Origin of the sequence: Bacillus sp. 220_BSPC (assembly GCF_001054655.1) — a bacterium.
Lineage (GTDB): Bacteria > Bacillota > Bacilli > Bacillales > DSM-1321 > Peribacillus > Peribacillus frigoritolerans.
The window spans coordinates 1-26,627 of the sequence record NZ_JVPL01000100.1 but is presented as its reverse complement, the minus strand read 5'-3'; the positions used below and the strand labels follow the sequence as shown (position 1 = coordinate 26,627).

Here is a 26,627-nt window from a genome sequence, read left to right as displayed (position 1 = left end):
GTCTGCCTAAAATTTTCACAAAAAACAAAAATCTTTCCATGATGGAAAGATCGCAAGGTAAATATCTTTACCTTATCTTCCAAAATGATCAACATTTTGTTGGAGGTAGCACCTTGCATCCATCATGCAGGTTGCTGGACTTCAAAGGGCCAATTCCCTCCGTCGCTCTGGATAAGTTTTATTATTTTAAATATTAACATATATTTAATCCTTGTCAATGGAGTTTTCTTATAAAATAACTTGGTTTAATATTATGGATGAACTGTTATTTTTATACACACTATTCAATTTATGATTTTATGTTCATATAAATGCGAAAATAGACTCGTCTTTTTAGATAAAGTCTCCAAAAAAATGAGTCTATTTTCATTATTAGGCCTATTATTGACGCGTGTTATTCTAAAAAAAATTTCTAGGATTCCAGTCTTTTTATAGAAGGAATTAATTTATTGAAGTCATTAATTTCTTAACTGTATCGCTTCTACAAATTCTTGAACCTGACTCTGGACGCGATCAATTAAATGCAAATCATTGATCGGGTTTTCTGGATTCTGTTTATCTATTTCCTTATCAACAAAATAAATCCCCTGCAGCGGCTCGCCTTTTAATATTGAAATTAATGGTTTAAGCGCATAGTCAATCGCCAATAGATGCCTGTTACTTCCACCAATCATGATTGGCAGCACCGGCTTCCCCTTAAAAGCACCTTCTGGCAGCAAATCAATCAATGCTTTCAATACACCTGTATAAGAAGCCTTATAAACCGGTGAACCTATAATGACTCCTCTGGCCGCTTGAATTCTCTCTGAAAGCTTTGAGATATCCTCGCTATTATATTTCCCTTGGAATAAATCATCTGCTGAGAAATCCGTAATCGAGAAATAAGCTGTAGTAAATCCTGCATTTTCGACTAATGATTGAATATGTTTTAGTGAAATGTCCGTTCTTGATGGAATAGCCGGACTTCCTGATAAAATTACGATATCGCTCATTTGATACCCTCCAATGTTACAAGATTTCCAGATATAATTTTCTTAAAGCATTTCGTGAAGTATACATTTATCGTAATTGTCTGAAAAATATAAGTCAAATCTTACACTCTGGACATCTACTCTGAATGAAAAAAGAAACGGTCATATTTACGGCTTGATGCTCATGCCCTTAAATATGACCGTTTCATTATGTATGATTTTGTTTCCCATGAATACCATATACCAAAAGTTGAGCAATGCTCTTAATTCGTTCAGAAGTAAAATATGGCTCCTTTTTTTGTTGATGGATCTCATAATGTGTAGATAAAGCCAATGTGAAAGAAATGATCCCTACATTGAATAAAACAATATCAGAGATATATTGTATCTCTCCGCTATCTATTCTCTTCTGTATTTCAATATGCCTGGCATTTGGCTTGAAAATCTGATCTACATATTGCTTTGAAATATCTTGATCGAATTGTGTTTCCCTAAATAATATCGAAAACTGTTCTTTATTTTCAAGAATTTTTTTTATCATGGTAGTAACATGATTCTCCACTAGATCATCCGTGGATAGATGGCTAGTCCCATCTTCAGATTCCTCTTTTTCATTAGGGGTAATTGTAGCCAAAAGCAAATCTTTTTTGCTGTCAAAGTATTTGTAAATAGTAGCTTCGGAAACATTGCAAGCAGAGGCAATTTCATTCGTTCTTGTCATGTCAAAACCTTTAGTGGCAAAAAGAGTCCGGGCTACATTTATGATTCGTTCTTTGGTTTGCTGCCCTTTTTTCAAAAATATCAACCTTCTTTTATAAAGATAAGACCGGTTTCACCCATCTATTTCCCATGATATATCGCTGGTACCAATCGGTCAATATTACCTTTGATCTATTAGAATTCAATATTCCCATATATCATAAATAGAAAACATCGTCTGGTTGGGACGATGTTTTCTATTTATGAAAATCACTTAAAAGATGCATAGCCATCATCGACCATGACTACACTTCCATTGATCGCATCCGCTTCCTCTAACGATAATAGATAGACGGCATTTGCAATGGCTTCTGGCTTAATCAATTCACCGCGCATTTGACTTGCACTCAATTTATCAATGATTCCCAAGTCTTTATAACCTTGTATGAAAGGAGTGTCAACCCCGCCCGGCGCAATGCCCACAACGCGAATGCCATAAGCACCCAATTCCAAAGCTGCTGTCTGTGTCATCATTCTTACAGCGCCTTTAGTCGCCTGATAGGCAAAAGTCCCATGGGAAGCTAAGTAGCCAAACACAGAAGCGGTATTTATAATGACTCCCTTGTTACCCAGTTCCTTCATTTTCCGTCCTGCTGCCATGATTCCAAAGGCCACTCCGTGCTGGTTCACTCCAATCGTTTTGTAGTAACCTTCCATATCTTGGTCTAGGATCATACCGCCCGCACCAATGCCGGCATTATTAAACATGATATCGAGCCTTCCGTATGTTTCCACTGCTTTATTGATTAACGATTCAACATCTTCCTGCTTAGAAACATCCGTTTTAACATAAATGGCCACTCCACCATTAGCTGTTATCTGATCAACGGTTTCCCGGCCCATTTCTTCATTAAAATCCGCAACAACGACCCTGTCCCCTTTTACTGCGAATTTCAGGCATGTGGCTCGGCCTATACCGCTTGCTCCCCCTGTAATAACTGCAACTCTTGCTGTCATATACATTCCCCTTTCAACTAAGTAAGTGATCACTTACTTTTTATTATAAAAGTTAAGAATAGTAAATTCAAGCAATATGTAGTTTTATAGAGTTTTGAGCTTTCAAAAGTAAAGCTGTCCTATTAATAGGACAGCTTCATTTGATTAGCAGGTTTTCAATTCGGCCTTACTTACGGATGTCTTCACCATTTCAATGAAAAGCTGCATAAAACGATCATCACCTGTTAATTCTGGATGAAACGCACTAACGAGGACATGGTCTTGTCTTGCAGCCACTACATTCTCTTCATAAACAGCCAATACTTCTACACCTTCTCCAATTCCATCAGCAAATGGCGCCCGGATGAAAACTGCCTTATAAGGGGTTTCCATTCCTTTGATTGAAAGTTCAGCCTCGAAACTATCCTTTTGACGTCCAAATCCGTTCCTTTTCACGGAAATGTCCATTAGTCCAAGATAGGCCTTCTCATCGCCAGTCAATTCATTTGCCGCCAATACCATCCCAGCACATGTACCGAAAATTGGTTTTTTATCTTCGAAGAAAGTTTTGACCGGTTCCATAAATCCATAACGATCCATTAGCTTCCTCATCGTCGTGCTTTCTCCGCCTGGAATGATCAAGCCATCGATTTCCTGCAACTGCTCCGGTTTTTTTACTATAATTGCTTGTTCGCCGGCAGCTTTGATTTGGTTCAAGTGTTCTTCAACCGCTCCCTGTAATCCCAAAACACCGATCGTTATCATATTACCATCCACGTTCCTGCATCCGTTCTGCCGGAGCTAGTTTGGAAATATCAATGCCTTTCATTGCACTGCCCAATTCTTTTGACAACTTGCCAATCAATTCATAATCGGTGAAATATGTAGTCGCTTGAACGATTGCGGATGCGAATTTTTCTGGAGTTTCAGATTTAAAAATACCAGACCCAACGAAAACGCCATCTGCTCCCAATTCCATCATCAATGCAGCATCTGCTGGAGTGGCAATTCCGCCGGCTGCAAAGTTAACTACAGGCAATTTACCTGTGCGTTTGATTTCTCTTAAAATTTCAAAAGGGGCTCCAAGATTTTTTGCCTCTGTCATTAATTCATCATCACTCATGATGCTCACTTTGCGAATTTGTGACTGTACCTTTCTCATATGACGCACAGCTTCCACAATATTACCTGTTCCTGGTTCTCCTTTTGTACGAAGCATGGATGCTCCTTCACCAATACGGCGCGCAGCTTCGCCTAAATCACGGCAGCCACAAACGAAAGGTACTGTGAAATCACTTTTTAGAATATGGTATTCTTCATCCGCAGGAGTCAGCACTTCACTTTCATCGATATAATCCACTCCCATGGATTCCAGGACCCTTGATTCAACGATATGGCCAATCCTTGCTTTAGCCATGACCGGGATTGACACTGCATTCATTACTTCCTCGACAATTCGCGGATCTGCCATTCTTGCTACGCCGCCAGCCGCACGGATGTCGGAAGGAACCCTTTCCAAAGCCATGACAGCGACCGCACCGGATGCTTCTGCGATTTTTGCTTGTTCTGCGTTAATGACGTCCATGATTACGCCACCCTTTTGCATTTGTGCCATTCCTCTTTTTACTGTGTCAGTTCCTAATAATTTTTCCATTTTTTTCTTCCCCCTAATATTTGCATTTTTTAGATTTGTTAGGCTTAGTATAAAAAAGAGTTGACCGCATTGAAAGTGTCAGTTTTAATAAATTTAATAGGGTCAGTAATTTTTTTTCAAAAAGGTGGCAACAAAATGAATATGCTTTCTTGTGATTTAAATCGGTTAAGTGAAGTACCTTTGTACGAACAATTATATTCATATATTAAAAAAGAAATTATTGATGGCCGTCTTCTTTACGGCACAAAACTGCCTTCCAAACGGAAATTGGCAGAGTTCCTTCAAATAAGTCAAAATACTGTCGAGACTGCATATGAACAATTGACTGCTGAAGGATACGTTGAAGTCATACCAAGAAAAGGGTACTATATTCAAACATTCGAGGATTTAGAGTATACACAAACTAACCAAGTATCCTTGGAACAAAGCAATCATAAAGAAGGGGAATTGCTATATCATTTTCATCCCAGCCAAATTGACACGGAACATTTCCCATTTGAAAAATGGAGAAAATACATGAAAAGCAAAATCGATGAATCACATCAAGATCTTCTTTTACTTGGGGATTCTCAAGGGGAATATGAATTACGATGTGAAATTGCCCATTATTTGTATCATGCACGTGGTGTACAATGTGTTCCAGAACAGATCATCATTGGTGCAGGAATGGAAATTTTATTGCAGCAGCTTGTCCTACTATTCGATAAAAATGCCATCTATGGTGTTGAAGATCCTGGGTATCACTTGATTCATCGGATTTTACGCAGCTACCCAAATGAAGTCCATCCACTGCAAATTGATGAAGAAGGCGTAAAGGTGAACCAAATTGAAGATTCAAAGATCGACGTTGTGTATGTCACTCCCTCACATCACTTCCCCAATGGGACGATCCTATCCGTTAACAGACGGACGCGATTGTTGAACTGGGCTCAAGGGGCAGCAAACCGCTATATTATCGAAGACGATTATGATAGTGAATTTCGTTATAGTGGAAAAACAATTCCTTCCTTACAAAGTATGGATGCTGGTGATAAGGTGATTTATTTAGGGTCATTTTCCAAATCATTGATGCCATCAATTCGGATCAGTTATATGGTTCTTCCCGCTCCTTTGTTACAAATGCACCAACAGGAATTGTCTTTTTACCATTCAACCGTTTCTCGGATTGATCAGCATGTGTTGACACAGTTCATGAAGGAAGGTGATTTCGAAAAGCATTTGAATCGCATGAGGAAAGTGTACCGTCGGAAGTTGGATAAAGTGATCGATCTATTTAAACCATATCAACAAATAAAAATCATTGGAGAGCGGTCAGGTTTGCATATCGTCCTCATCGTCAAGAACGGCATGGATGAACAGACACTTATTCAAAAGGCAAACGAAGACCATATTAAAATTTATGGATTATCAACATATTCAATCGAGAAAATTGACGAACATCCTCCAAAAATTATATTGGGCTTTGCGGGGATTCCTGAATCCGAATTGGAAAAAGCCATTCACCTTTTATTGAACTCATGGGGGTTATAAATAAAAAGAAGTTCACTGTTTTGAACTTCACAGACTGTAGACAAACTTTCGAATAAAATCGAGTTTGTCTACAGTTTTTTTAGCTTGTACATATTGAACGTTGATTTCCACTTCAGGCACTCGCTTTCCGAGGGCGGTCGGGGAGCCTCCCCGGCTTCGCCTGCGGGGGTCTCCCCTAGACGCGCTTTTAGTAGTGACACGACATTTCTGACAAGCATATCGTGGAAGATGCAGATCATTAGCGTCATTATTAGGATGTAAAACCTATATATGCGAAACATAAAAAAACGATTGAGCGTGTATTCGTATATGCAAAAGAAAAGCAGGGTATGCGTAGGGCTGCTGTAAGCCGATGCATACCCTGCTTATTTTTCTGCCATTAATTTAAAGAATATGGCCAATTGGACATGGTTAGGTCCAAAAGTGGCTTTACATAGTGGTTTGTAGAGCCCCAATTTCTTAACTTAGGAGATATTTCAATGGAAATGCCAAAAGGAGTTCGGAATGGGCTCATCCTGATTCCCTCTCACGATTGTATCGGGATGATTACCATGATTTTAATACAAGACTTTCTTTGTGATGAAATTTGCATTGAATGTCTTGAGCCAAGACCCCGCTTGATGCTCGCGGTGAGGGTTTTTGGCAGGCCGTCGACCTAAAGGGAACGGAATCATCCGGACCGCAAAGTATGCTCCGGGGTCCGGATGATGTCTTGGCGGTCAAATAAAGCGCGGTTGGACGAAAAACGGTTATGGCTGAAAACGACCGAAAGGTTTTTCAAAAACAAAAAATGCAGGCATACTCAATTTTCTAGGAGTTTGCCTGCAATCTGAGAATTTCACTCTTGTGGATTTTTTTAACTTTTAGATAAATACAGTTCCATCATATCTTTTGGTACCATGCTCCCGCCGGTCGCCCAGATGACATGCGTCGACTGGTTCATTTTATCCAACAGTTTTTGATCCATAAGATATTCCCTTCCTTCTGGAGCTGACAAAAGTTGTATCGGACCAAATGCTCCTGCTAGGGCAGATGGCTCTAAATAATGGCCTTCCGTCTCTGCCATTTCCTTGAGCAATTCGAATAACCTTCTATCCTCTATGGTATAGCTGCCGCTTAACATGGTCGTCATCATACTGGAAACCAATGCTGAAGGCCTTCCTACTGCAAGACCATCCGCTTCAGTCTTATTATCGATACCAAAGTCCTGAACCGAAACTTTGTCATGAAGGCCTGTCATCAATCCTAGCATCATGCATGGTGAATGTGTCGGCTCTGCAAAAAAACAATGTACATCATCTTCAAAGGCTAACTTGAGCCCATATGTTATGCCGCCGGGCCCGCCGCCGACTCCGCATGGTAAGTACACAAACAAAGGATGATCTTCATCTACTGTAATGGACATATCCTTCAATTGTTTCTTCAGGCGCGTTGCAGCCGTCGCATAACCTAGCAGCAGATCCATGGAATTTTCATCATCAATAAAGTGGCAATCGGGATCAAGTGATGCTTCTTTACGGCCTTCTTCTACAGCTTTACTATAATCATCATCATATTCCTTTACAATGACACCCAGACTTGTTAATTTATCCTTCTTCCACTGTTTGGCATCTGCAGACATATGGACCGTTACTTTAAATCCCAGCTTCGCGCTTATTATTCCAATACTCATTCCTAAATTGCCGGTTGAACCGACAGCAATCGAATATTTTGAAAAAAGCTCCTTATATTCATCACTCGCAAGTACTCCATAATTATCAGTCCGCTTTAAACCGCCATGCTTCATTGCTATTTCCTCAGCACGTTTTAAGACCTCATAAATACCTCCGCGTGCCTTGATTGAACCTGATATAGGTAAATGACTGTCACATTTCAGCAAAAGTTTTCCCGCAATTTTAGTTCCATAGGATTTTTCCAAGTTTTTTTGCATGAAAGGAATCTCGACTAGGGGTGATTCAATGATACCCTTCATTGGTTCGGTTTCTGGAAATGCTTTAATTATATAGTTGGCAAATCTATTCAATCTTTCTTCAGCCGATTTAACTTGTTCAGCTTTGACGATTGGATTTTCTTGTTTGTTACCGTAATGCGGATTCGTCCAGAAGACTTCATTCATCTTCATCACATTATTAAGTACAGGATCTTTCGCTTTCCATGCGTTAATCGATAAACCTGCGATTTTATGCATCTCCACAGCAGTCCCTTCCGGAAATGTAGTATTCATCATCTACTATAACTCAACAAACTGCAATAAAGATTACATTTTTCACTTTTTTACGAATTATCAGCTTAGAATGTTAAATTCACTTTTAATTTCCCTCGCACACTATTAATGAACCAAATTTCCTCAGCAATATTGAGGTCTGCCTTTGAAATGTTTTTTACCTTGATTTCCTTCTTCCTGATCAATTCTTGACGAAATGTTCCAGCAAGCAGACCTGATTCCACCGGAGGGGTATAGAGGTCACCATTTATCTTCACCACTACATTTCCGTTCGTGAATTCGGTGATGAATCCTTCTTCATTCCAAAGCAGAACATCCTGGAAGTCGGGATTATTCATTTGAAAGCCTTCGTAGACATCACGATTGGTGGTCTTATGAAATAGAAATGGATTTGCACTTGATATTGGAGCTTCAGCCAGTATGGCCGTGAATTCTGGACCAAGGGGCTTGATTGCTTGTCCCAAAACTTCAATTTCACCATTTTCATGTAGTAGTACCCTTACCTTTTGCAACGTCCCATGATTTATTTCCGCATACTTTTGGAGTTGATCTCTAAGATACAATTCAGAGAACCGATAATCGAAGTACTCAGCGGATTGTTTCATCCGGTCGATATGATCATTCAACAAATAATATTCGCCATCGCTGAGCTTTATCGATTCCAATAGTTTGTAAGCAGGCCTTTCCACCGTCAATAATTTGGCTTTTAAAAAGGCTTCGTCATATTCTTCCGATAACTCGGAATCCCAAGTGATCCCCCCGCCAACCCCATACTCGGCTTTCCCTGTTTCCTTTTCGATCACGACCGTACGAATCGGCACATTAAAAACGGCTTCGGATTCAGGAGTGATAAACCCGATGGCACCGCAATAAACTTCACGTGGTGAATTCTCGATATCAGCGATGATCTCCATCGTTTTAATTTTAGGTGCCCCTGTTATCGATCCACAAGGAAAAAGAGCCTTGAATATATCAATGATTGTTGTTCCTGGATTCGTATCGGCCGTAATCGTGGATGTCATTTGCCAAACGGTCGGATATTTTTCAATTGCCTTTAGCTGTGGAACCTTGACGCTTCCTGGTTCTGCAATCATTCCCAAATCATTTCTGAGCAGGTCTACAATCATGTAGTTTTCAGCTTGATTCTTTTCCGAGGCTGCTAACCAGTCTGCATTAAGCTGATCCATTTTCAGTGTCGTTCCCCGCTTTACAGTCCCCTTCATTGGCCGAGTAATCAGCTGACCATCTTCCCAACGGAAAAACAACTCGGGTGAAGCCGAAAGGATTCGATGTGAACCCACATTCAAATATGCACTATAGTTCGAGCGTTGGGCTCTCTTCAAACGTTCAAAAAAAGCGAAGTCATCTCCTTCGAACTGGGATTGCAAACGCATCGTATAATTGACTTGGTATGTGTTGCCTTTCTTGATTTCTGATTTTATTCTTTGAAATCCAGAACGATAGGCATTTGAATCCGTTTCTGATTGCCATTCACCTAAATTAAAAGCCCCGGTCATTTTTTCAGGTATTTCCTCTTCCGGTTTATCAAAAATCCCGAACCATAATAATGGCATTTTGGCTCCATCTTTTACTTTAAAGGATTGTTCAAAAGCAGGTGCCGCTTCATAGGAAACATATCCCGCTGCATAATTCCCCTGTTCGATCGCTTCCTGCACTTTTTGGAATTGGGGAAGGACATCATCAATTGAATGGGCGGTGATCACTTTTTTCGGATTCGCAAAATATAGTGGCCTGCTGTCACCTTGTTTATCTGTGAAGTGAAATATTAAGGATAAAGGATCTTCTCGTTTCATTACTCTCTCCTAACTTTGTTAATGAAGCCAATCGGTATGTATTTTTATAAAAAAGCTTGCAGACACGGGATCTGCAAGCTCATTCTTTAACAATTATTTCATTCCAGTAACCTCTGCAATGATTTCATAAGAACGAAGGCGTGCATCCTGATCATAAATGGCAGAGTTTATAATCATTTCATCCGCCTGTGTTTCATTTAAAAATGCCTGTAACTGCTCTTTTACCTCTTTTGGATTACCTATAATGGAAGCGTTCAGCTGCTTCATGACAATGGCTTTTTCATATTCTGTCCAAAGGCCTTCCATCGTATCAACTGGAGGAGCCAGTTGACCGGGTGTGTTCCGTATCAAATTCAAGAACTGCTGTTGGTAAGATGTAGCAATCCTTTGCGCTTCTTCCGTAGTATCGGCAGCAAAAACATTGATACCAACCATGACATAAGGTTTATCCAGAACGTCGGATGGTTGGAAATTATTGCGGTAGCGGGCTAAAGCTGGTTGAGTATTTTCAGGTGAAAAATGGCTTGCAAATGAAAATGGCAATCCCAGCTGTGCTGATAATGCAGCACTGAACCCACTTGAACCAAGCAGCCAAATCGGGATGTCCTGCCCTTCTCCAGGAATGGCGCGAACACGATTATGTTTAGAATCCGCATCTAAATAGCTGCGGAGCTGCGCCAATTGTTCAGGAAAATCCTGACCGTTATTACGTACATCACCCCGAAGTGCCATTGCTGTATATTGGTCGCTTCCGGGAGCACGCCCCAGTCCTAAATCTATTCTGCCAGGATACATTGCTTCCAATGTTCCAAATTGTTCTGCGATAACCAGCGGTGCATGATTCGGTAGCATTATGCCTCCAGAACCCACCCGAATTCTTTCCGTCCTGCCTGCAACATAACCTATAAGCACTGATGTTGCAGAGCTTGCAATCCCAGGCATGCTATGATGTTCCGCTACCCAGAAACGGTTGTAATTCCATTGCTCCGCATGTTTAGCTAATTCTACTGTATTTTTAAAAGCTCCCGAAACTGTACCACCCTCAACAATAGAAGCCAGGTCCAGAACGGAAAAAGAAATGTCGCCAAGTTTTTTTGCATGTTGATCAGCATTCATATCTTCATCTTCTTTCTTTCAATTATGATAAATCGGACGCAAAGCCATCATATAGAAAATACACAAAAAATGCACATAAAATGCTTAAGGGGATTAACTGTTAAGGATTTCCCTGGCAATCAAACGAAACGAATTAAGCCGATCCTCCAACGTATGAGTGATGGTTATCAGCATGATCTCATCTGCCTGATATTTCTCCTGAATCTTCAATAGCCGATCCTTAACTTGTGAAGGGGTACCAAAAATCAGTTTTTTATGCATGGTTTCCATTTGTGTTTTTTCTTTTTCAGTCCATTCATGATTCCTTACCTCTTCTATACTTGGAACCGGCTTTCTTTCCCCATGTCCACTTTGAATTTTCCATAGGGTGTTGCTGAGGGCGATTTCTTTCGCATATTCTTCCGTTTCAGCACAAATGGCCGATACCGTAATAATCGTTTTAGGTGCTTTGAGTATCCCTTTTGTTTGAAAGTGCTCACGGTACTGTTTAAAACTCTGCACGCCATCATTTTCGCTCATGAATTCACCAAACGCGTATGCAGTTCCATTCTCAGCGGCAAGTTTTGCACTTTTCCCGCTTGTTCCCAATATCCATGGTTCAGGGGATACCATTGGGATAGGAGCAGCAGAGACATTTGAAAACGGATGTTCTTTCGGAAACTCATTTCTTAGAAAATTCAACAATTCTTGAACAAGTTCGGGCATTTTGTATACATTCTGAAGGAAATTATCGGATAAGGCCATCGTTGCTTCGGCAGATCCACCAGGAGCACGTCCCATTCCTATATCAATCCGGCCTGGAAAAAGTGTGGCTAGCATATTATATGTCTCTGCTATTCGGTATGGCTTATAATGTGGAAGCAGCACTGCCCCTGATCCAATCCGGATATTTTTTGTTTGTGCACCAATATAGCTTATCAAAACCTCTGGAACGGAACAGGCCAAGCCAGGCAGATCATGATGTTCAGTTAACCAGATTCTGCTATAACCCAGCCTATCTCCTTCTTGCGCTAGTTGAAGTGAAGCCTGCAAAGCTTCTTGTGCTGATTGTCCGGATGCAATCGGGGATTGATCCAAAATGCCAAGTTTCATTTTATCCCCCCTTTCTTGTCTTTCGTAACTTAATAGTAAATCATAACTATTTGAAAGTCGCCTGAAACGCTTGCTTAGTTATTTTAGTTTGCTGCCTTTAGCAAAAAATATAAGGAGTTGAATTAAAATTGGGGAGTATAAGTGAATAGTATATTCTAGCGAGGTGTTTGTTTTAATACATCAGGGACGCTAGTGGCTCAAATGGTCGTCACTTATTCTATCGAGGTCTTTTTTAGGGATATATGTAAAAAAGAAAAGCCCTTTTAAGGGGCTTTTCAAAGCTATTCACTTTTTTTGAATTGAGATAGTAATTCATCTGCCATGATTTTTGAATCCAAACGAGCCGCTATATATGGGGGCTGGACCCGATTATTGGACTCTACGGGCAAACCTAGCCAGACAACTCGTTTATCCAAGATAATAAACGAAAAGGAAACAGGGGAACAAATAAAATGATCCGAGTTGATATCAGGATTTCTTTTTGCTGATATGATCGTCAATTTCACTGCAGGGTTCCGTCTCATTAAATATTGCTGCCATTCTTCTGACAAACTGTTCAAATCCGGTACAGCGATAACTATGTCATGTTTTGTTGATTCAATATCTTCCTGAAAGTCCCCCAATTTACGGGCATGCATCCATCGTAATTTCGGGTGCTGATGTTTAACCCATTTTCCAATGTCTTTCTTTGATACAATCTGATCATTTTGAATTTGGTGATCGACAAGCTGACGAAGTGTTTTACTGCGATAAACGTGTTTGTTAACAAACGAAGTGTCACATACATGTACGAACTTACCCTTAGTCCTTGTTATGGCCACGTTAATCAGCCTTTCACTTTCTCTACCTGTCAATAACATTCCAGCCCTGTTTTGCGGATAACTATCTACTGTGTCAAAGATCATCATCTCACGTTCACTTCCCTGGAAACGATGTACAGTTGCAGCGATGATATCCGCAGTTTGCCGTTCTTTTTCATATAAGTCATCCAATAGTTTTTCCATCAATTCTGCCTGGGCACGATATGGGGCGACATAACCAATTGACCTTGAACCGCCCACATAAGCTTCATGAATCAACTGAAAAGATAAAAGCAATTGCCATAAATTCATTCTCGAGTGGGATGTCCGTTCAGTGATGCAATATTCCCCCGCTAGGCTAGTATCAAGAAGTGCCGCTGCCCTATTGGCAAACGGTTCCGCCAGCATTATGCCCTCCCTGCTAGTCGCAACACTTTTATGATCGCCGACAAAATTGTTATAGACGACACGATTAGTGAATGCCGAAATATCCGGATGCATGCGGCGCTGTTCCTTTAATAGGAATAAATGGGGATGGAGTTCTCCTTCTTCAACAGACTGGGCGACACCGGCCCGATGAAATATGTCTTCCTTCAGCCAAAGTTTCACGAGGGAATCACGAGCCGAAGCAATGGGCGGCAATTGTTTGAAATCACCACAAACGATAATATGCTTGGCTAACGCTGCAGCAAAAGCCACCTGAGGAACGTAAGCCATACTCGCTTCATCCAAGATGACCAGATCATACTCCTTTTGATAAACCGTTTCGTCATTTGCGGCTTTAGCTAAGGTCGTCCCGATTACTTTTGCTTCTTTTACGAATTGAATCTCTTTTTGGCGGATTTTCTCCAATACTTTGGCCAGCTTTTTCTCTATCTCAATTAACTGATCTGTATCCCTTTTACTGAAGGAACCTGCCAAGTCATATTTTAAAAGACGTTTCTCTTCGCCAAGTTCTTCTTTTTCTTTAATTAATGTCGGTTCATGTTTACCTAATAATTGCCCCGTAACAATATCATCATGGATAGCTAGTGATTCACCGATTTGAGATCCATAGCGAAGCACATCGCCTTCTTTGAAACGATCTTTCTTTTTAATGAATGATGAAATTTCAGCCATCAAAACATCGACAGCCTGGTTGCTATGGGACAAAACCAGAACTTTTTTAGCTTGTAAATAATGATTGGCTACTGTACGAGCCAAAGTATAGGTTTTTCCTGTTCCAGGCGGTCCCCAAACATAAGTGACAGGATTGAACTTCGAGCGGGCATATAATTCTTTCACACTGCTTTGTTTTTCAGTTAAAGGATGTTTTTGAGGCATGGACGGATCCATCAGGCGCTTGATTCGAAGCCTTTTCCTTTTACTTCTCTTGATTTCATCCAAGCGGATGATCAATTGCTCCAGCAATTCCCAGGGATCATGGAATAAAAAGGCTTCACCGATGATATCGCCTAACGAGCGATCAAAAACAATGATTATACTTTTCCCTTCCGATGAGAGGATCCTTCCATCCTGTTTAATCCCTCCCCATTCAAGTCGAACGAGGGAACCGACAGGGATTTTTACCGATGAACCTGTTTCAAAATAATAGTTGAAGGAACCGTCGCTTGTAAGCAGATGCCCGTTCGAAACCAAGTATTTTGTGCTGCCATATTTTTTCAAATGCAGGATTTCAAGTTGAAGTGCCTGCTGCCATTCTTTTATATAATTAACTGTCGAATTCATTTTCCACTTTCCTCACAAAATATGCCATTGTAGTACAAAGAAACTGGCCCATTGGCTAGGCTCCGATGTTGAAAATAACGCTGTCATCATGACTTTTTTCGCGAATTACCTGTTTCTTTTGCATATAAAATAAGGCCCAATCTATTGATTGGGCCTTTCATACGCCAATGTTTTAACTATAGCATTTTTTATAACATCCTACCATGGGCTCTTTTGGAAGAAATGGTTTAGATTAGCCTTCTGTCAACTCACTGAATTGGTCGACGAGATCACTGAAAATCTTCATTGCATTTTCGATCGGATCAGGTTTCGTTAAATCTACGCCTGTTTTCTTAAGCAGCTCCAATGGGAAATCGGAACTCCCGCTTTTCAAGAAAGTCAAATAACTTTCAAGTGTTTTTTTGTCCCCAGAAAGGATCTTATCAGCGATCGTAATGGCTGAAACGTAACCAGTAGCATATTTATAGACATAAAACGGACGATAAAAGTGTGGGATGCGTGACCAGCCATACTTCACTTCTTCATCGAAACTTATTTCATCTCCATTATATGCACGAAATATCGATTCATAGGCTGTATTAAAAACCTCGGCATTTAGAGGTTCTTCATTTTCAGCTTTTTCATGTACAATCTTTTCGAACTCCGCAAACATCACTTGTGTGAAGAATGTTCCTTTAAAACTATCTATGAAATGGTTAAGTAAATGTTTTTTCTTTTGTACGTCTTTTGTTGTCTTAATTAAATGGCGAATCAAAAGGATTTCATTCACAGTTGAAGCAACTTCAGCGACAAAAATGGAATACCCAGCACTTATTTGCGGTTGGTATTTTGAACTATAGTATGAATGCATGCCATGTCCAGATTCATGTGCAAGTGTAAATACACTGTCTAAATCATCACGGTGATTTAATAGGATGAAAGGGTGAACACCATAAAGTCCTAAATTGTAAGCACCTGAACGTTTTCCAGGTGTTTCCCTGACGTCGATATACCTGTTATCCTTAAAGGTTTTCAGGATTGTGATATATTCTTCGCCAAGTGGCTTTAGTGCCTCCACCATCAAAGAAAAACCATCATCGTAAGAAATCTCCTCTTTAGCCCCTTCGACTAGTGGTACACTTAAATCATAAGCACGCAATTCTTCTACATCCAGCAATTTTTTTCTTAAATGAATGTATTTATGCATGGGTCCGATATTTTGCTTAGTAGACATAATTAAATTATCATAAACCTCTTTTGGAACTTGATCACCAAATAATGATTTTTCCAAGGCAGATGGATAATTTCTCAGCTTTGAAAGATTCACATTATTTTTGATTGCCGTGGCAAGTGTGGAAGCGATTGTATTCTTCAATTGTACATATGGCTGATAATATGCGAAATAAGCCTCTTTTCTTTTATCCCGATCATCATCTTCAATCAATTTGGAATACATTCCTCGCGTCAGCTCTACCCTCTCGCCGTCTTCATTCGTAACTTCCCCAAATTTTATATCCGCATTGTTGATCATTCCGAACGTTTTTTGTGGAGCTGAAAAGGCTTCGCCTATTTGGGAAAGCACCTCTTCTTGTTCTTTCGTTAATACATGAGCTTTATAGCGGAAGGAATCCAGTAGATCCTCTTCAAAATATTTCAAACCCTCGACTTCATTTATGTACCCTTTTAATGTTTGTTCTTCCAAGCTTAGAAGAAACGGCATGAAGAATGCAGAAGCATTACTTATTTTCTGCCCTAACTTACCAGCTCGATCCAGCAATGCTTGTGATGAGGTGACCCGTGTATCCAAATCGGCTTGAAGCATGGCAAATACATATAATTTGTTATAAATGTACCCAACTTCCTCACTTAACCGTAAATACTCGAATAAATCTTGAGCTGACTGAATATGGCCATCATAAGTTTTTAATTTTTCTGTCATCTTCATGACTTCTTGATAATCTTTTTCCCAATTAGCCTGATCTTCGTAAATATCCTTTAAATTCCAAGTTTCTTCTATCTTTATTTCGTCACGTGATTTAAACGTTTGCATACCGTCTGCACTTCCTTTCATGCTTATAGCTTACCCTTTATTATAATCGACTTTCAGAAAAATCTGCATAGAAAAACCAGTATGCTAAAAATACATACTGGTTTACCTTTTTAAAAATTAGAATTTTGCTGCAGTTTCAGCAACTTTCGCCAATCCTTCTGCAACGATATCCTGTGAGCGATCTGGGTATTGATTATGTCCCTCGATTACGACCGTTTCTGGGTTTTTAATGCCCCATAAGTTTAAATTCATCGTTACGTATTTCTCAGCCATTTCGCCAGCTTCCATTCCAGGCAATGCATAATCGGATCCGCGTGCATTAAGTAAAGCCACTTTTTTATCTCCAGCTAAACCAACTGGACCTTCAGCAGTATATTTGAATGTAGTTCCCGCTTGGGCAAGATAAGAAATATAAGTTACCAATGGTGCCGGAACCGTTGCGTTCCATAGCGGGAAGGCAAATACTACTTTATCGGCAGCAAGGAATTGATTCAAGTATTGTTGCACGATATCAGCAATTTCCACTTCTTCTTCAGTCAATTCAAAGCCTTGGTTGCGTTTATATAAGGCAGTGATTGCAGTGTTTCCGTAGTAAGGCAAGTTCAGTGCAAATAAATCCAATTCAGTTATTTCATCGCTACTATTTGCTTCCTTATATGCGTTCAAAAACGTTTCATACATTTTGACACTGATAGCTTGATACGCTGGGCGGTCATTTGATTTAACAAACAATACTTTAGACATTTTCGTTCCCCCAATTGTTAATTTTGTATGTTTTATAAAAATAGCATTTAATCCATATATCTCGAATTAACTGCAATTTCTACTTTCACATTATAAAACTGAAAATCCAATAAGGCAAGGATTAAGTTTATTATTTTCAAACGCAAAAAAACCGAGAGCAATTTGCTCACGGTTACGTTAATTGTTTATGATGGAAGGGACACTTACCTTTTATCGGTTCTATATCATCCCCTATGAAAAATTGTTTCCATTCATTATGATTTACATCGCCAAAGTGACTGATATCAGGATGCTTCGGGAGATTATCCCATTTCTCCACTCGTTCCCGGACCTTTTCACGCGACATGATTCCGCCTTTTTCCGTTCCTTCCAAGCCTTCAAAGATCATCCGGGGCTGGAAACCAAGGACGAGGCTATTTCCTAAATCGCGAGTTTTACGCTGTTTATAAGCAGGTGCATTACCAAATACAAAGATTGGTTCCCCGGCAAAATGATAGTCCCATAAATAATGATCCGGATCTTTCGGCTTTTCAATTGGCCAAGGTTTTACATCCTCTTGATGCAGGTATTGCAGGATCTCCCAAAACCTTTTACGGTAAAATTCTATATCACCCTCCATCGATTCAGGCTCCATAAAAACGAAAAGGCCATGTCTTATATATGGTGGTTCCTGAAATAAATCAAGAAAGCTTTCCACTGCTTTTGGGAGATTGGACCAATCTTCCTGTGTGATATAAGCATAACGAAGTTCCCCTTTATTTTCAGCTTTCATACCAAAATAACAAGGAAAGGTTTTATCGGTCACTGTTTCATGGAATGTTTGATATTCCTTGATCAGCCATTGCGGCACTCGATCGGGATTTGTCATATCTTCTTTTGTTAACAAGCTTGAACTCGCAGTCAGCATCATTTTTCTCCTTAAATCGTTTTATTATATGTTACCCGCTTTAAATAAACTAAAACTTCTTCGAATTGCAAATCAGGTTTATCATTTTCATTTCATTAGGATAACCTAAGAAAAAAATAGGAGGAGTGTTGCTGAATGGCAAGGAGAAGGAAAATATTAGTATCTGAAGCTCGACAAGGCCTTGATGATTTAAAAGCCAAAATCGCTGGTACAAAGAATTCCGAAGAGGCAAAGTTTGAAGTAGCAAAAGAAATTGGCGTACCGTTGAAAAAAGACTATAACGGTGAACTGACATCCAAGCAGAATGGAAAAATAGGGGGAAAGTTAGGCGGAGGCATGGTCAAGGAACTTATAAAGATGGCACAGGAAAACTTAGGAAAAAAACATTAACCAGAGTCTATCACTGTTGTTCTTAGACATCAGATAACGAAATGAACTGTTTGAATGAAAAATTTTGGGGCTTAACACGTTACAACGCAATAAAAGCCAACCTTTACAGGCTGGCTTTTTTAGTATCAGTTAATTTTCACGGGTGAAACTCTTGAAACAACTGACATTATTACTTCCTCCGACATCGGGTAATTAGCGGCAGCTGGATCGGTCATTACTGCTTTCAGAATTCTTTCCATATCCGACTGGTTAATTTCATAGGCGCTGAAGTCGGAAGGCAGCCCAAGGCCAGATAGGAAAACACGTAGCTTTTCTACCACTTTCGCTAAGATCCTTTTTGAATCTTCATCCTGTATTTTCACACTAAAGGCTTCAGCTATCAAATGGGCCTTTTGAAGATATAAATCCGGGATTGATTCCATGACGACCGGTAATAATACGGCATTTGCCAGTCCATGCGGAATACGGAATAACGCCCCATATGCGTGGGCAAAATTATGAACCGGAATCGCATTCAATGCACTACAAAATGCAGTGATTCCCATCATGCTTCCATGCAGCATTTCCATTCTAGCCTCAATATTCGTTCCATCATTTACGGCCCTCGGTAAATTTCTTTCAATAACTCGAATGGCCTGATATGCATATGCATCGGTTATTGATGTCGCAGCAGGTGAAATGATCGCTTCAATTGCATGTGTCAATGCATCGGCACCAGTAAACGCCGTAATGTCAGACGGCAGTCCGACTGTTAACTCGGGATCTAGAATCGCAACATCCGAACTTAAAAAAACATTGTAAATATTCATTTTGACTTTTTTATGTTCATTATATATGACTGCGATCGGGGACACTTCAGAACCGGTTCCTGCTGTTGTGGCTACGGAAATATGCGGGATATTCATGGATTGTGCTTTTGGAAAACCCTCATATAGAAAACCGCTTGGTATTGAATCATTTATATCCGTAATTCCTTTATATAATCCGTATTTCAATGCTTTTGAGGTATCGATGACGCTCCCTCCACCAATGGCAAGGATGGCATCGGCATGAACTTCGCGTGCATATTTCAATGCTTCGTTTACACATTTACTCGCTGCGTCTTGTGTTACACCCAGAAACTGTCCAACTATTTCAGCTTTGGCACCCAATTTCTGCTGTTCAAAAGTTTCGGCAACTTTTTTAACGACGCCTGCATTTTCCAAGCCAGCATCACTCACGAGCAGAATCCTTCTTGCCCCGAGACCATTGAATAGGCCCGGTATGAGTGAACGAGTGTTAGTGCCACTGTAAACCGAAGACCTTAACCAAAAATTCGAATGAGCATTTACCTTCATATCGTTTCACCTCGGATTTAATAGTCAATATTCGGAGTTTAAGATCCTTCATACGCTGCATTCAAGTTCCTGACGGCCATCCATTAACGAATGTAAACTCGCAGTATGCTTGTATCTTATTTCAGCATTACAAAACCCCATATTCCTTTTCATTACTTTGATAGATTTCTTCAATCCCTTTCCCTTTTGCCCTGGCTAATATCTCCATCCGCACTGATAATTGTTTCAGGGTAAAATTCAATACAGCTTGTTGGTCATTACCAAAAGGATTTCCTAACCGATCATATCCCTCCGTATTTAACGTGATGGCCAGTGGTGAAAGCTCCTCCATCCTCTTTTCAACCTGTTTAAAGATATGTGGATGTTCACTAATGATTCGCTGCAGCAGGAAAGTTCCATATGCAATATGGCGTGATTCATCCTTCTTCAAAAAACCCACACCTTTTAATAAACCAGGCATCATTTTATTAGCTTCGAGAGTCTGATAGAACCCGAAATATCCAGTTTCTGCAAGAACGCCTTCGGTAAACATATTATAAACAGTGGCTGCTTCTGCCAAGGCTTCTGGTGATTGATCGGTTAAAAGTTTCTCCATCGTTTCAGGCAATATTTCATAAAAAATCGATTTATAAGTGTCTGAGTGATACACCGTCAAATCACCCGTTTCACCAATTTGATCTAATGTATAGCGAAAGAACTCCATATGCTTCGCTTCCTCGAACAGAAATGTCGTTAAGTACATTTCTTCTTCGATCCGGCCTTCTTTGGCTATCGTCATTATTAGCGGCAGCAAATCCAAAGTCACGGCTTCTTCCCCGCCCTGAAAAAGGGAAATGATCCGTAATAACACTTCCCTTTCAATGTCAGTAAATGACTTCCAATCTTCTTTATCCTGGCTGAAATCAATGTCTCGAGGATTCCATATACCGAATTTCTTTGCCTTTTGGTAAAGTTTAAATGGTAGGGTATCTTCTCTAAAACTCCTGCTTGTGGTCGTTAAACTCTTTCTTTTCATGGTAATGCCTCCTTGAAATTATGAACTTTAAACTTTTGAATCTCTAAGGATTTTTAAATTTGTAAGAGTTTTCATTATATTGTAAGATATTAGTAGCATTTATCCTAGTACTGAAAATGTAGGGAGGAATTAAGTCGAATGCTTGAGGAAACTCTGATGAATCATGTAAAAAAGATTTCCCAACAAAAAGATATGGCAAATAAATCACAAATGATCGTAAAGGGCTGTGTGGATTTTTTTTCATTTCAACGAGCATCTTTATTCAGTTACTCATGTTTAACAGGAATGGGTGAAGGAATTTGTGCATGTACAAGTGAAGATACTTTTTCATTACATAATGTTAGAGAAAATATTCATGATATATACCCGATCCACCAAGCAGTCATCCATAACAAGCCCATATACTTAACCATTCAGCATGCGAAATCCTCCATCCCTGCAAAATACGTTAAAAGATTTTCCATCTCTTCATTGGCAATCATTCCGATAATTGTGAATGACTTGGCCATCGGTATAGTGTTGGTTGACCCCATTCACGCCAACGAGCCCGTTACCAAGAATTATTTAATGAAGCTTTCCCATTATTTGAAACTGGCTGTCAGTTCAACATTCGATTCCGCCCCTCCCACTTACCTTCTAAGCAAACGTGAAGTGGAGGTCCTTCAATATTTAGCGAATGGGATGGGATTAAAGCAAATGGCACCAAAAATGAGCGTTAGTGAATTTACTGTCAGAGATCATATTTCTTCTGCTATCAGGAAATTGGGAGTGAATCATCGGACCGAGGCCGTCGCAGTTGCCATAAGGCACAAAATGATTATCTGAAAGCAAAAAAAAACCTTCAAAGAAGGTTTTTTTAAGTATCATTGAGTCACTTTTTCTTCAACTTTCGTAGTCCAGCTCAACTCGTCTGTGACTTTACCTGTTTGGACACCAGTCAGTGTATCATAAAGCTTTCTGGAAAGTTCGCCCGTTTCTCCGCTTTGAACAATCATTTCTTCACCATTCCACAAAAATTCACCAATTGGTGATATGACCGCGGCTGTTCCCGTTCCAAAGGCCTCTTCCAAGTGACCCAATTTATAGGCTTCATGGACTTCCTCCATCGAGATGCGTCTTTCCGACACGGGAAGACCCCAATGTTTCAGCAATTCTATAATGGAATCACGAGTAATACCCGGAAGGATGCTTCCATTTAAAGCAGGGGTGATGATTTCACCATTAATTTTGAAGAAAACATTCATGCTTCCAACTTCTTCGATATATTTTTTCTCCACTCCGTCTAACCAAAGAACTTGAGCATAACCCATCTTTTCGGATACTTCCTGGGCTTTTAGGCTCGATGCATAATTACCGCCCGTTTTGGCTTCACCTGTACCTCCATTAACTGCACGTGTAAAAGCTGACTCCACTGCAATTTTAACTGGATGGATGCCTTCTTTATAATACGATCCCACTGGTGACATGATGATGATGAACTGATACTTATTCGATGGAGATACTCCAAGATAAGGCTCAGTAGCTATAATGAATGGCCTGATATATAAAGATGTCCCTTCTGCCTGGGGAACCCAATCCTTATCAACGCTAATTAAAGTCTTTAAGGCCTTCAACGCGAAATCAACGTCGACATCCGGTATGCATAATCGGCTATTCGAACTATTTAAGCGTTGGAAATTCTTTTCCGGACGGAATAAGATAATTTCATCCTCAGGTGTTGCATATGCCTTCAATCCTTCAAAAACGGATTGACCATAGTGAAAAATCATAGCTGACGGCTCCAATGAGAGCGGTTGATAAGGAACAATTCTTGGATCATGCCACCCTTGCCCTTGTGTGTAATCCATAATAAACATATGATCGGTAAACTGCTTACCGAACTCAAGCTGGTCCGCTTGTGGTTTTTCTTTCTTTGTTGTACTAAGCGTGATTTGCATGTCATGTTCCTTCATTACCAAAACCCCTTGTTGATTAAATTTACAAGATTTCACTTCCATAAAATCTATCTTTCATTAGTTTACTCCTATAAGGAATCATAGTTCAAGCCTTTAAGACGAAATTTTCGGAATTTTTTAAAATAAATTGGTTTTTCTTTGATTTCCAGACTATGATACCTGAAAAAAGAATCAATTATTCCTGAAACCACTAAAAATATCAATTCCGAGTGGTACGCTAATATGTCTTGAATATTAGATTAATTTTATCAAAATAATCACTATAAAGCCAATGAGAATAATTCTGGTTCATCGCACCTTAAGAGTAAATTCAATCGTTTCCCTTTTTGTAACCAGGAAAATCGATAAATGAAAAGACTTTTGGCAGATTCGTGAATAATGCACCAAAGCAATACCTGCAAACCTTATATGTATATTAAAAGCCTTAGAATATATAACATTTTTAATCCGAATCCATAAAGTGTTTTTTCCCAACTCTAAGCACAGAGGAAAATTTTACATGAATTTCAATTTAGTAGTTTACTACTAAATAATATTCTTATATACTTATCCCACGAGATAGATAAAACGCATGCAAAACGATATATTATAGATAAAACGCATGCAACTTTCTTATTCTTTAACGAAAAGGGGTAACAACATGACAAAAAACAGATGGTTAATCGCTTTATCCGCCATCGCCATTCACCTTTCCATTGGCGGTGCATACGCATATAGCGTTTACAAAAAACCATTAGTCGAGACCATGGGGTGGTCAGAAACTGAAGTAACGTTAGCATTCACAATAATGATGGCGCTTGCAGGAACTTCTGCTGCCTTCTTTGGCAAATTCGTAGAAAAAAATGGTCCAAGGAAGTCAGCTATGGTCGCTGCCGTATTATTCGGATTAGGACAAGCCGGTTCCGGTTTAGCGGTAATGGTCGATTCACTTCCGCTTTACCTATTGACATATGGGGTGTTAAGTGGACTTGGTATGGGGATTGGGTACATTTCACCAGTATCCACTTTAGTCAAATGGTTCCCAGATCGCAGGGGATTGGCAACAGGAATGGCAGTATTAGGTTTCGGTGCCGGAGCTCTCATTACAGCCCCAGTCGCTGCAAGCCTTATGGAATCCGTTGGCATTTATACTACATATTATATTTTAGGCGCAGGCTATTTCATACTGATGTTCTTAGGGGCATCCTATATTGCACCTCCAAAAGCCAACTGGCTACCTGAAGGAATGAAGAAAGATATTGAGTCCGGTAAGAAAGAACTGAAGAAAGACCTAAGGCAATTAACTGCAAAAGAAGCGGTTAAAACTAAACACTTCTGGATGTTATGGTCCATGAAACTGATCAATACAAGTGCAGGGATCATGATGATTTCGGTAGCTTCACCTATGGCTCAAGACGTTGTCGGGCTGTCTGTAGCAGGTGCAGCAACATTAGTTGGTATTATGGGAATCTTTAATGGCGGAGGAAGACTTGGCTGGGCAGCAGCATCTGATTATATTGGACGTCCAAATGTTTTCGTCATTTTCTTCATCATTCAAATCGGGGCGTTCCTTTTACTTCCTACCACTACAAATACACTATTGTTCCAAGGACTCATCTTGCTGGTCGTGAGTTGTTACGGAGGAGGATTTTCAAATCTCCCTGCGTTTGCCGGGGATTTATTTGGAACTAAGGAAATTGGGGCCATCCACGGTTACCTTTTAACTACATGGTCTCTAGGCGGAGTTTGCGGACCTATGTTAGTTACCGCAATCAGGGAAAGTACGAACAGTTATATCCCGGTATTCTATGTTTTCGCAGCATTAATTGCGATAGCATTCGCCATTTCCATCTGGTTGCGTCTGGACATCAAAAAAATGCAAAGAGAACAGAAACAAGGCGCAACGAACACATTAAGTAAAATATCCTAATTTAATAACCTTTATAAAAAGGCATGATCAAGTAAACTTCCATAACCGGAATTTACCTTGGTGATGCCTTTTTTGTTTTGGCCTAACCGGCGGCTGCTCTTAAAAACTTTCGGATATCTTCCGGATCGATATCTTTTTGAAACTTTTTACGATTTATCATCCCAGCAGGATTTCTAGCTGGTGCAGTTTTGCGCATTGCGTAAACTTAACCGCAGTAGTCTAGGAAATGCATTTATTGGGCTTATCGACTTATGAACGTGAGGACAGGTAAAAATCAAAGTGACCAAATATTTTTAAAAGTTGACTTTCATATTTCAGTGAAAGTCATGTTTTTGTTTGCTTGCCGCTATATTAACAGACTGTATTCCCATTTAATTCTGGTCAGCCATATCGAAAAAAGTTGAATGATCATTTTACACCAAACAATTAGAACAAGTTATTTAGTTTAACATTAAGCTAAATCAGGGAATCAAGTAAGAGATGGAATTAGGGGGGATTGTCTTGTGGATCAATAAACCGTTTTTCAAATATGCTTGCGCGATAATTTTGATCATTTTAATTATTTTTTTACTGGGTAAGATTGATTATGTTCTGCTGCCGCTGCAAAAAATCATTGCTGCCATGTTTTTTCCTATAATTGCGGCTGGGCTTTTATACTATATATTACGGCCGGTCGTTAACTTGTTAACTGAATTTATCCCGAGGTCAGCTAGCATCTTCACCGTGTTTTTGATTATATTTAGCATAATTGGGATGGTAGGTTACTTTGGCAGTCCTGTAATCGTTGACCAATTTCAAAAATTATCTGAAAACCTCCCCAGTAAAGTCAAGGAATTCTCTAAAGAATCTGAAGTCATGATTGAAAAAAATGATTTTGGCATGGTAAATATGGAGGAGTTGAAAGAAAAAGCGGTCACGCATTTGAAAGATTATTCGGAAAAACTCATCGTGAATGTCAATACCATTTTATCCACGATAACTAGTGTATTAACAGTATTGGTCATTACACCATTCATTTTATTCTATTTCTTGAAGGATGGAGATAAATTACGACCATTTCTATTAAAATACATACCGAACGATGTAGAATCAGAGGGGAACACAATTTTAAAAGACGTCGATAAAGCCCTCTCAACTTATATTATCGGTCAATTCATCATATCAATCGTCATAGGGACTTTGATGTATGTTGGCTACCTTATTATCGGTCTCGATTATGCACTCGTATTGGCCTTATTCGCCATGATTTTTACCGTTGTACCATTCCTTGGTCCATTAATAAGCATCATCCCCGCCCTTTTCATTGCCTTACAGCAAGACATTGGGCTGGCAGTGAAGGTACTCATTGTCCTTACTGTCGTTCAACAGGTCGAAGGGCACTTGGTTACACCGAATATAATGGGTAAACGGCTTAACATTCACCCGCTTACCATTATCCTATTGCTGCTTGCTGCTGGATCAATATACGGATTCATTGGCATTTTAATCGCCATCCCTACCTATTCCGTAGTAAAAACGATTATAGGGAATTTCAGGAAGTTTTACAAGTTACGGAATAGGGTTACATAAACAGGAAAAGTTGTATACACACTTAATTAAAAGAACGATTGAAAATAAAAACAAAAAGCACTCGTTTCAGACTGTAGACCAACTCTTAAGTAAGAGAATTGAACTGCCCCGTAAATGTTAGACACCAAACTAACATTTACGGGGTGTT

The 26,627-nt window shown here is 39.7% G+C and carries 22 protein-coding genes and 1 riboswitch; of the genes, 6 read left to right on the top strand and 16 right to left on the bottom strand.

Features of this window, described 5'->3' with window-relative positions; translation table 11 throughout:
• Nucleotides 1-69: 69 nt before the first annotated feature.
• Nucleotides 70-178, bottom strand: a riboswitch (SAM riboswitch).
• 280 nt (nucleotides 179-458) lie between these two features.
• From ssuE to pdxS, 5 genes are all read right to left on the bottom strand, one after another.
• Nucleotides 459-992 (bottom strand): NADPH-dependent FMN reductase, encoded by a 534-nt coding sequence (ssuE, locus tag ADA55_RS06450; RefSeq protein ID WP_048680796.1) that lies wholly within the window; start codon nucleotides 990-992, stop codon nucleotides 459-461.
• Between the two features lie 187 nt (nucleotides 993-1,179).
• Complete coding sequence (locus ADA55_RS06445; protein WP_048680793.1) at nucleotides 1,180-1,767, bottom strand: TetR/AcrR family transcriptional regulator; 588 nt, start codon at nucleotides 1,765-1,767, stop codon at nucleotides 1,180-1,182.
• Between the two features lie 173 nt (nucleotides 1,768-1,940).
• A complete protein-coding gene (locus tag ADA55_RS06440) occupies nucleotides 1,941-2,687 on the bottom strand; it encodes an SDR family NAD(P)-dependent oxidoreductase (RefSeq protein WP_181151560.1) in 747 nt (248 codons plus the stop codon).
• Between the two features lie 144 nt (nucleotides 2,688-2,831).
• Nucleotides 2,832-3,428: a pyridoxal 5'-phosphate synthase glutaminase subunit PdxT gene (pdxT, locus tag ADA55_RS06435; protein WP_048680918.1), complete on the bottom strand. Its 597-nt coding sequence runs from the start codon at nucleotides 3,426-3,428 to the stop codon at nucleotides 2,832-2,834.
• A gap of 4 nt (nucleotides 3,429-3,432) precedes the next feature.
• On the bottom strand, nucleotides 3,433-4,320 hold the full coding sequence (gene pdxS, locus ADA55_RS06430) for a pyridoxal 5'-phosphate synthase lyase subunit PdxS (RefSeq protein WP_034306956.1): 888 nt from the start codon (nucleotides 4,318-4,320) through the stop codon (nucleotides 3,433-3,435).
• A gap of 135 nt (nucleotides 4,321-4,455) precedes the next feature.
• Here pdxS and ADA55_RS06425 point away from each other — a divergent pair, with 135 nt between their 5' ends.
• Together ADA55_RS06425 and ADA55_RS06420 are read left to right on the top strand one after the other, a co-directional pair.
• A complete protein-coding gene (locus ADA55_RS06425; protein WP_048680786.1) occupies nucleotides 4,456-5,850 on the top strand; it encodes a PLP-dependent aminotransferase family protein in 1,395 nt (464 codons plus the stop codon).
• Nucleotides 5,851-6,329: 479 nt separating this feature from the next.
• Nucleotides 6,330-6,509 (top strand): hypothetical protein, encoded by a 180-nt coding sequence (locus ADA55_RS06420; RefSeq protein ID WP_048680783.1) that lies wholly within the window; start codon nucleotides 6,330-6,332, stop codon nucleotides 6,507-6,509.
• Nucleotides 6,510-6,706: 197 nt separating this feature from the next.
• Here the strand turns inward: ADA55_RS06420 and ADA55_RS06415 are convergent, their stop codons facing one another.
• From ADA55_RS06415 to ADA55_RS06380, 8 genes are all read right to left on the bottom strand, one after another.
• Nucleotides 6,707-8,038 carry a D-serine ammonia-lyase gene (locus ADA55_RS06415; RefSeq protein WP_048680914.1) on the bottom strand — a complete coding sequence of 444 codons (1,332 nt, stop codon included), beginning with the start codon at nucleotides 8,036-8,038 and terminating at the stop codon, nucleotides 6,707-6,709.
• Between the two features lie 101 nt (nucleotides 8,039-8,139).
• Complete coding sequence (pabB, locus tag ADA55_RS06410) at nucleotides 8,140-9,888, bottom strand: aminodeoxychorismate synthase component I (RefSeq protein ID WP_048680778.1); 1,749 nt, start codon at nucleotides 9,886-9,888, stop codon at nucleotides 8,140-8,142.
• Nucleotides 9,889-9,981: 93 nt separating this feature from the next.
• Complete coding sequence (locus ADA55_RS06405; RefSeq protein WP_048680773.1) at nucleotides 9,982-11,004, bottom strand: LLM class flavin-dependent oxidoreductase; 1,023 nt, start codon at nucleotides 11,002-11,004, stop codon at nucleotides 9,982-9,984.
• Nucleotides 11,005-11,097: 93 nt separating this feature from the next.
• Complete coding sequence (locus ADA55_RS06400) at nucleotides 11,098-12,096, bottom strand: LLM class flavin-dependent oxidoreductase (protein ID WP_048680768.1); 999 nt, start codon at nucleotides 12,094-12,096, stop codon at nucleotides 11,098-11,100.
• Between the two features lie 281 nt (nucleotides 12,097-12,377).
• The gene (locus ADA55_RS06395) at nucleotides 12,378-14,624 is read right to left on the bottom strand and encodes an AAA domain-containing protein (RefSeq protein WP_048680765.1); all 2,247 of its coding nucleotides are present in this window, start codon (nucleotides 14,622-14,624) and stop codon (nucleotides 12,378-12,380) included.
• A 232-nt stretch (nucleotides 14,625-14,856) separates the two neighbouring features.
• Nucleotides 14,857-16,653, bottom strand: coding sequence for an oligoendopeptidase F (gene pepF / locus ADA55_RS06390; protein ID WP_048680910.1), 1,797 nt, complete (start codon nucleotides 16,651-16,653; stop codon nucleotides 14,857-14,859).
• 117 nt (nucleotides 16,654-16,770) lie between these two features.
• A complete protein-coding gene (locus ADA55_RS06385; RefSeq protein WP_048680759.1) occupies nucleotides 16,771-17,397 on the bottom strand; it encodes an FMN-dependent NADH-azoreductase in 627 nt (208 codons plus the stop codon).
• 172 nt (nucleotides 17,398-17,569) lie between these two features.
• Nucleotides 17,570-18,304 (bottom strand): YqcI/YcgG family protein, encoded by a 735-nt coding sequence (locus ADA55_RS06380; RefSeq protein ID WP_048680755.1) that lies wholly within the window; start codon nucleotides 18,302-18,304, stop codon nucleotides 17,570-17,572.
• Nucleotides 18,305-18,439: 135 nt separating this feature from the next.
• On the opposite strand from ADA55_RS06380, the gene ADA55_RS06375 reads away from it, so the two are divergent.
• Nucleotides 18,440-18,694 carry an alpha/beta-type small acid-soluble spore protein gene (locus ADA55_RS06375; protein WP_048680751.1) on the top strand — a complete coding sequence of 85 codons (255 nt, stop codon included), beginning with the start codon at nucleotides 18,440-18,442 and terminating at the stop codon, nucleotides 18,692-18,694.
• 125 nt (nucleotides 18,695-18,819) lie between these two features.
• On the opposite strand, the gene ADA55_RS06370 is transcribed toward ADA55_RS06375, so the two are convergent.
• Nucleotides 18,820-20,031: an iron-containing alcohol dehydrogenase gene (locus tag ADA55_RS06370; protein ID WP_048680748.1), complete on the bottom strand. Its 1,212-nt coding sequence runs from the start codon at nucleotides 20,029-20,031 to the stop codon at nucleotides 18,820-18,822.
• A gap of 127 nt (nucleotides 20,032-20,158) precedes the next feature.
• Nucleotides 20,159-21,046: a R2-like ligand-binding oxidase gene (locus ADA55_RS06365; RefSeq protein WP_048680743.1), complete on the bottom strand. Its 888-nt coding sequence runs from the start codon at nucleotides 21,044-21,046 to the stop codon at nucleotides 20,159-20,161.
• A gap of 138 nt (nucleotides 21,047-21,184) precedes the next feature.
• Between ADA55_RS06365 and ADA55_RS06360 the strand changes: the two genes are divergently transcribed.
• A complete protein-coding gene (locus tag ADA55_RS06360; protein WP_048680741.1) occupies nucleotides 21,185-21,871 on the top strand; it encodes a helix-turn-helix transcriptional regulator in 687 nt (228 codons plus the stop codon).
• 38 nt (nucleotides 21,872-21,909) lie between these two features.
• Here the strand turns inward: ADA55_RS06360 and ADA55_RS06355 are convergent, their stop codons facing one another.
• On the bottom strand, nucleotides 21,910-22,998 hold the full coding sequence (locus ADA55_RS06355) for a branched-chain amino acid aminotransferase (RefSeq protein WP_034306982.1): 1,089 nt from the start codon (nucleotides 22,996-22,998) through the stop codon (nucleotides 21,910-21,912).
• Between the two features lie 643 nt (nucleotides 22,999-23,641).
• Between ADA55_RS06355 and ADA55_RS06350 the strand changes: the two genes are divergently transcribed.
• Nucleotides 23,642-24,910, top strand: a complete 1,269-nt coding sequence (locus ADA55_RS06350; protein WP_048680739.1) for an L-lactate MFS transporter — start codon at nucleotides 23,642-23,644, stop codon at nucleotides 24,908-24,910.
• Between the two features lie 501 nt (nucleotides 24,911-25,411).
• Nucleotides 25,412-26,479 (top strand): AI-2E family transporter, encoded by a 1,068-nt coding sequence (locus tag ADA55_RS06345; RefSeq protein WP_048680736.1) that lies wholly within the window; start codon nucleotides 25,412-25,414, stop codon nucleotides 26,477-26,479.
• The last annotated feature ends 148 nt before the right edge of the window (nucleotides 26,480-26,627 follow it).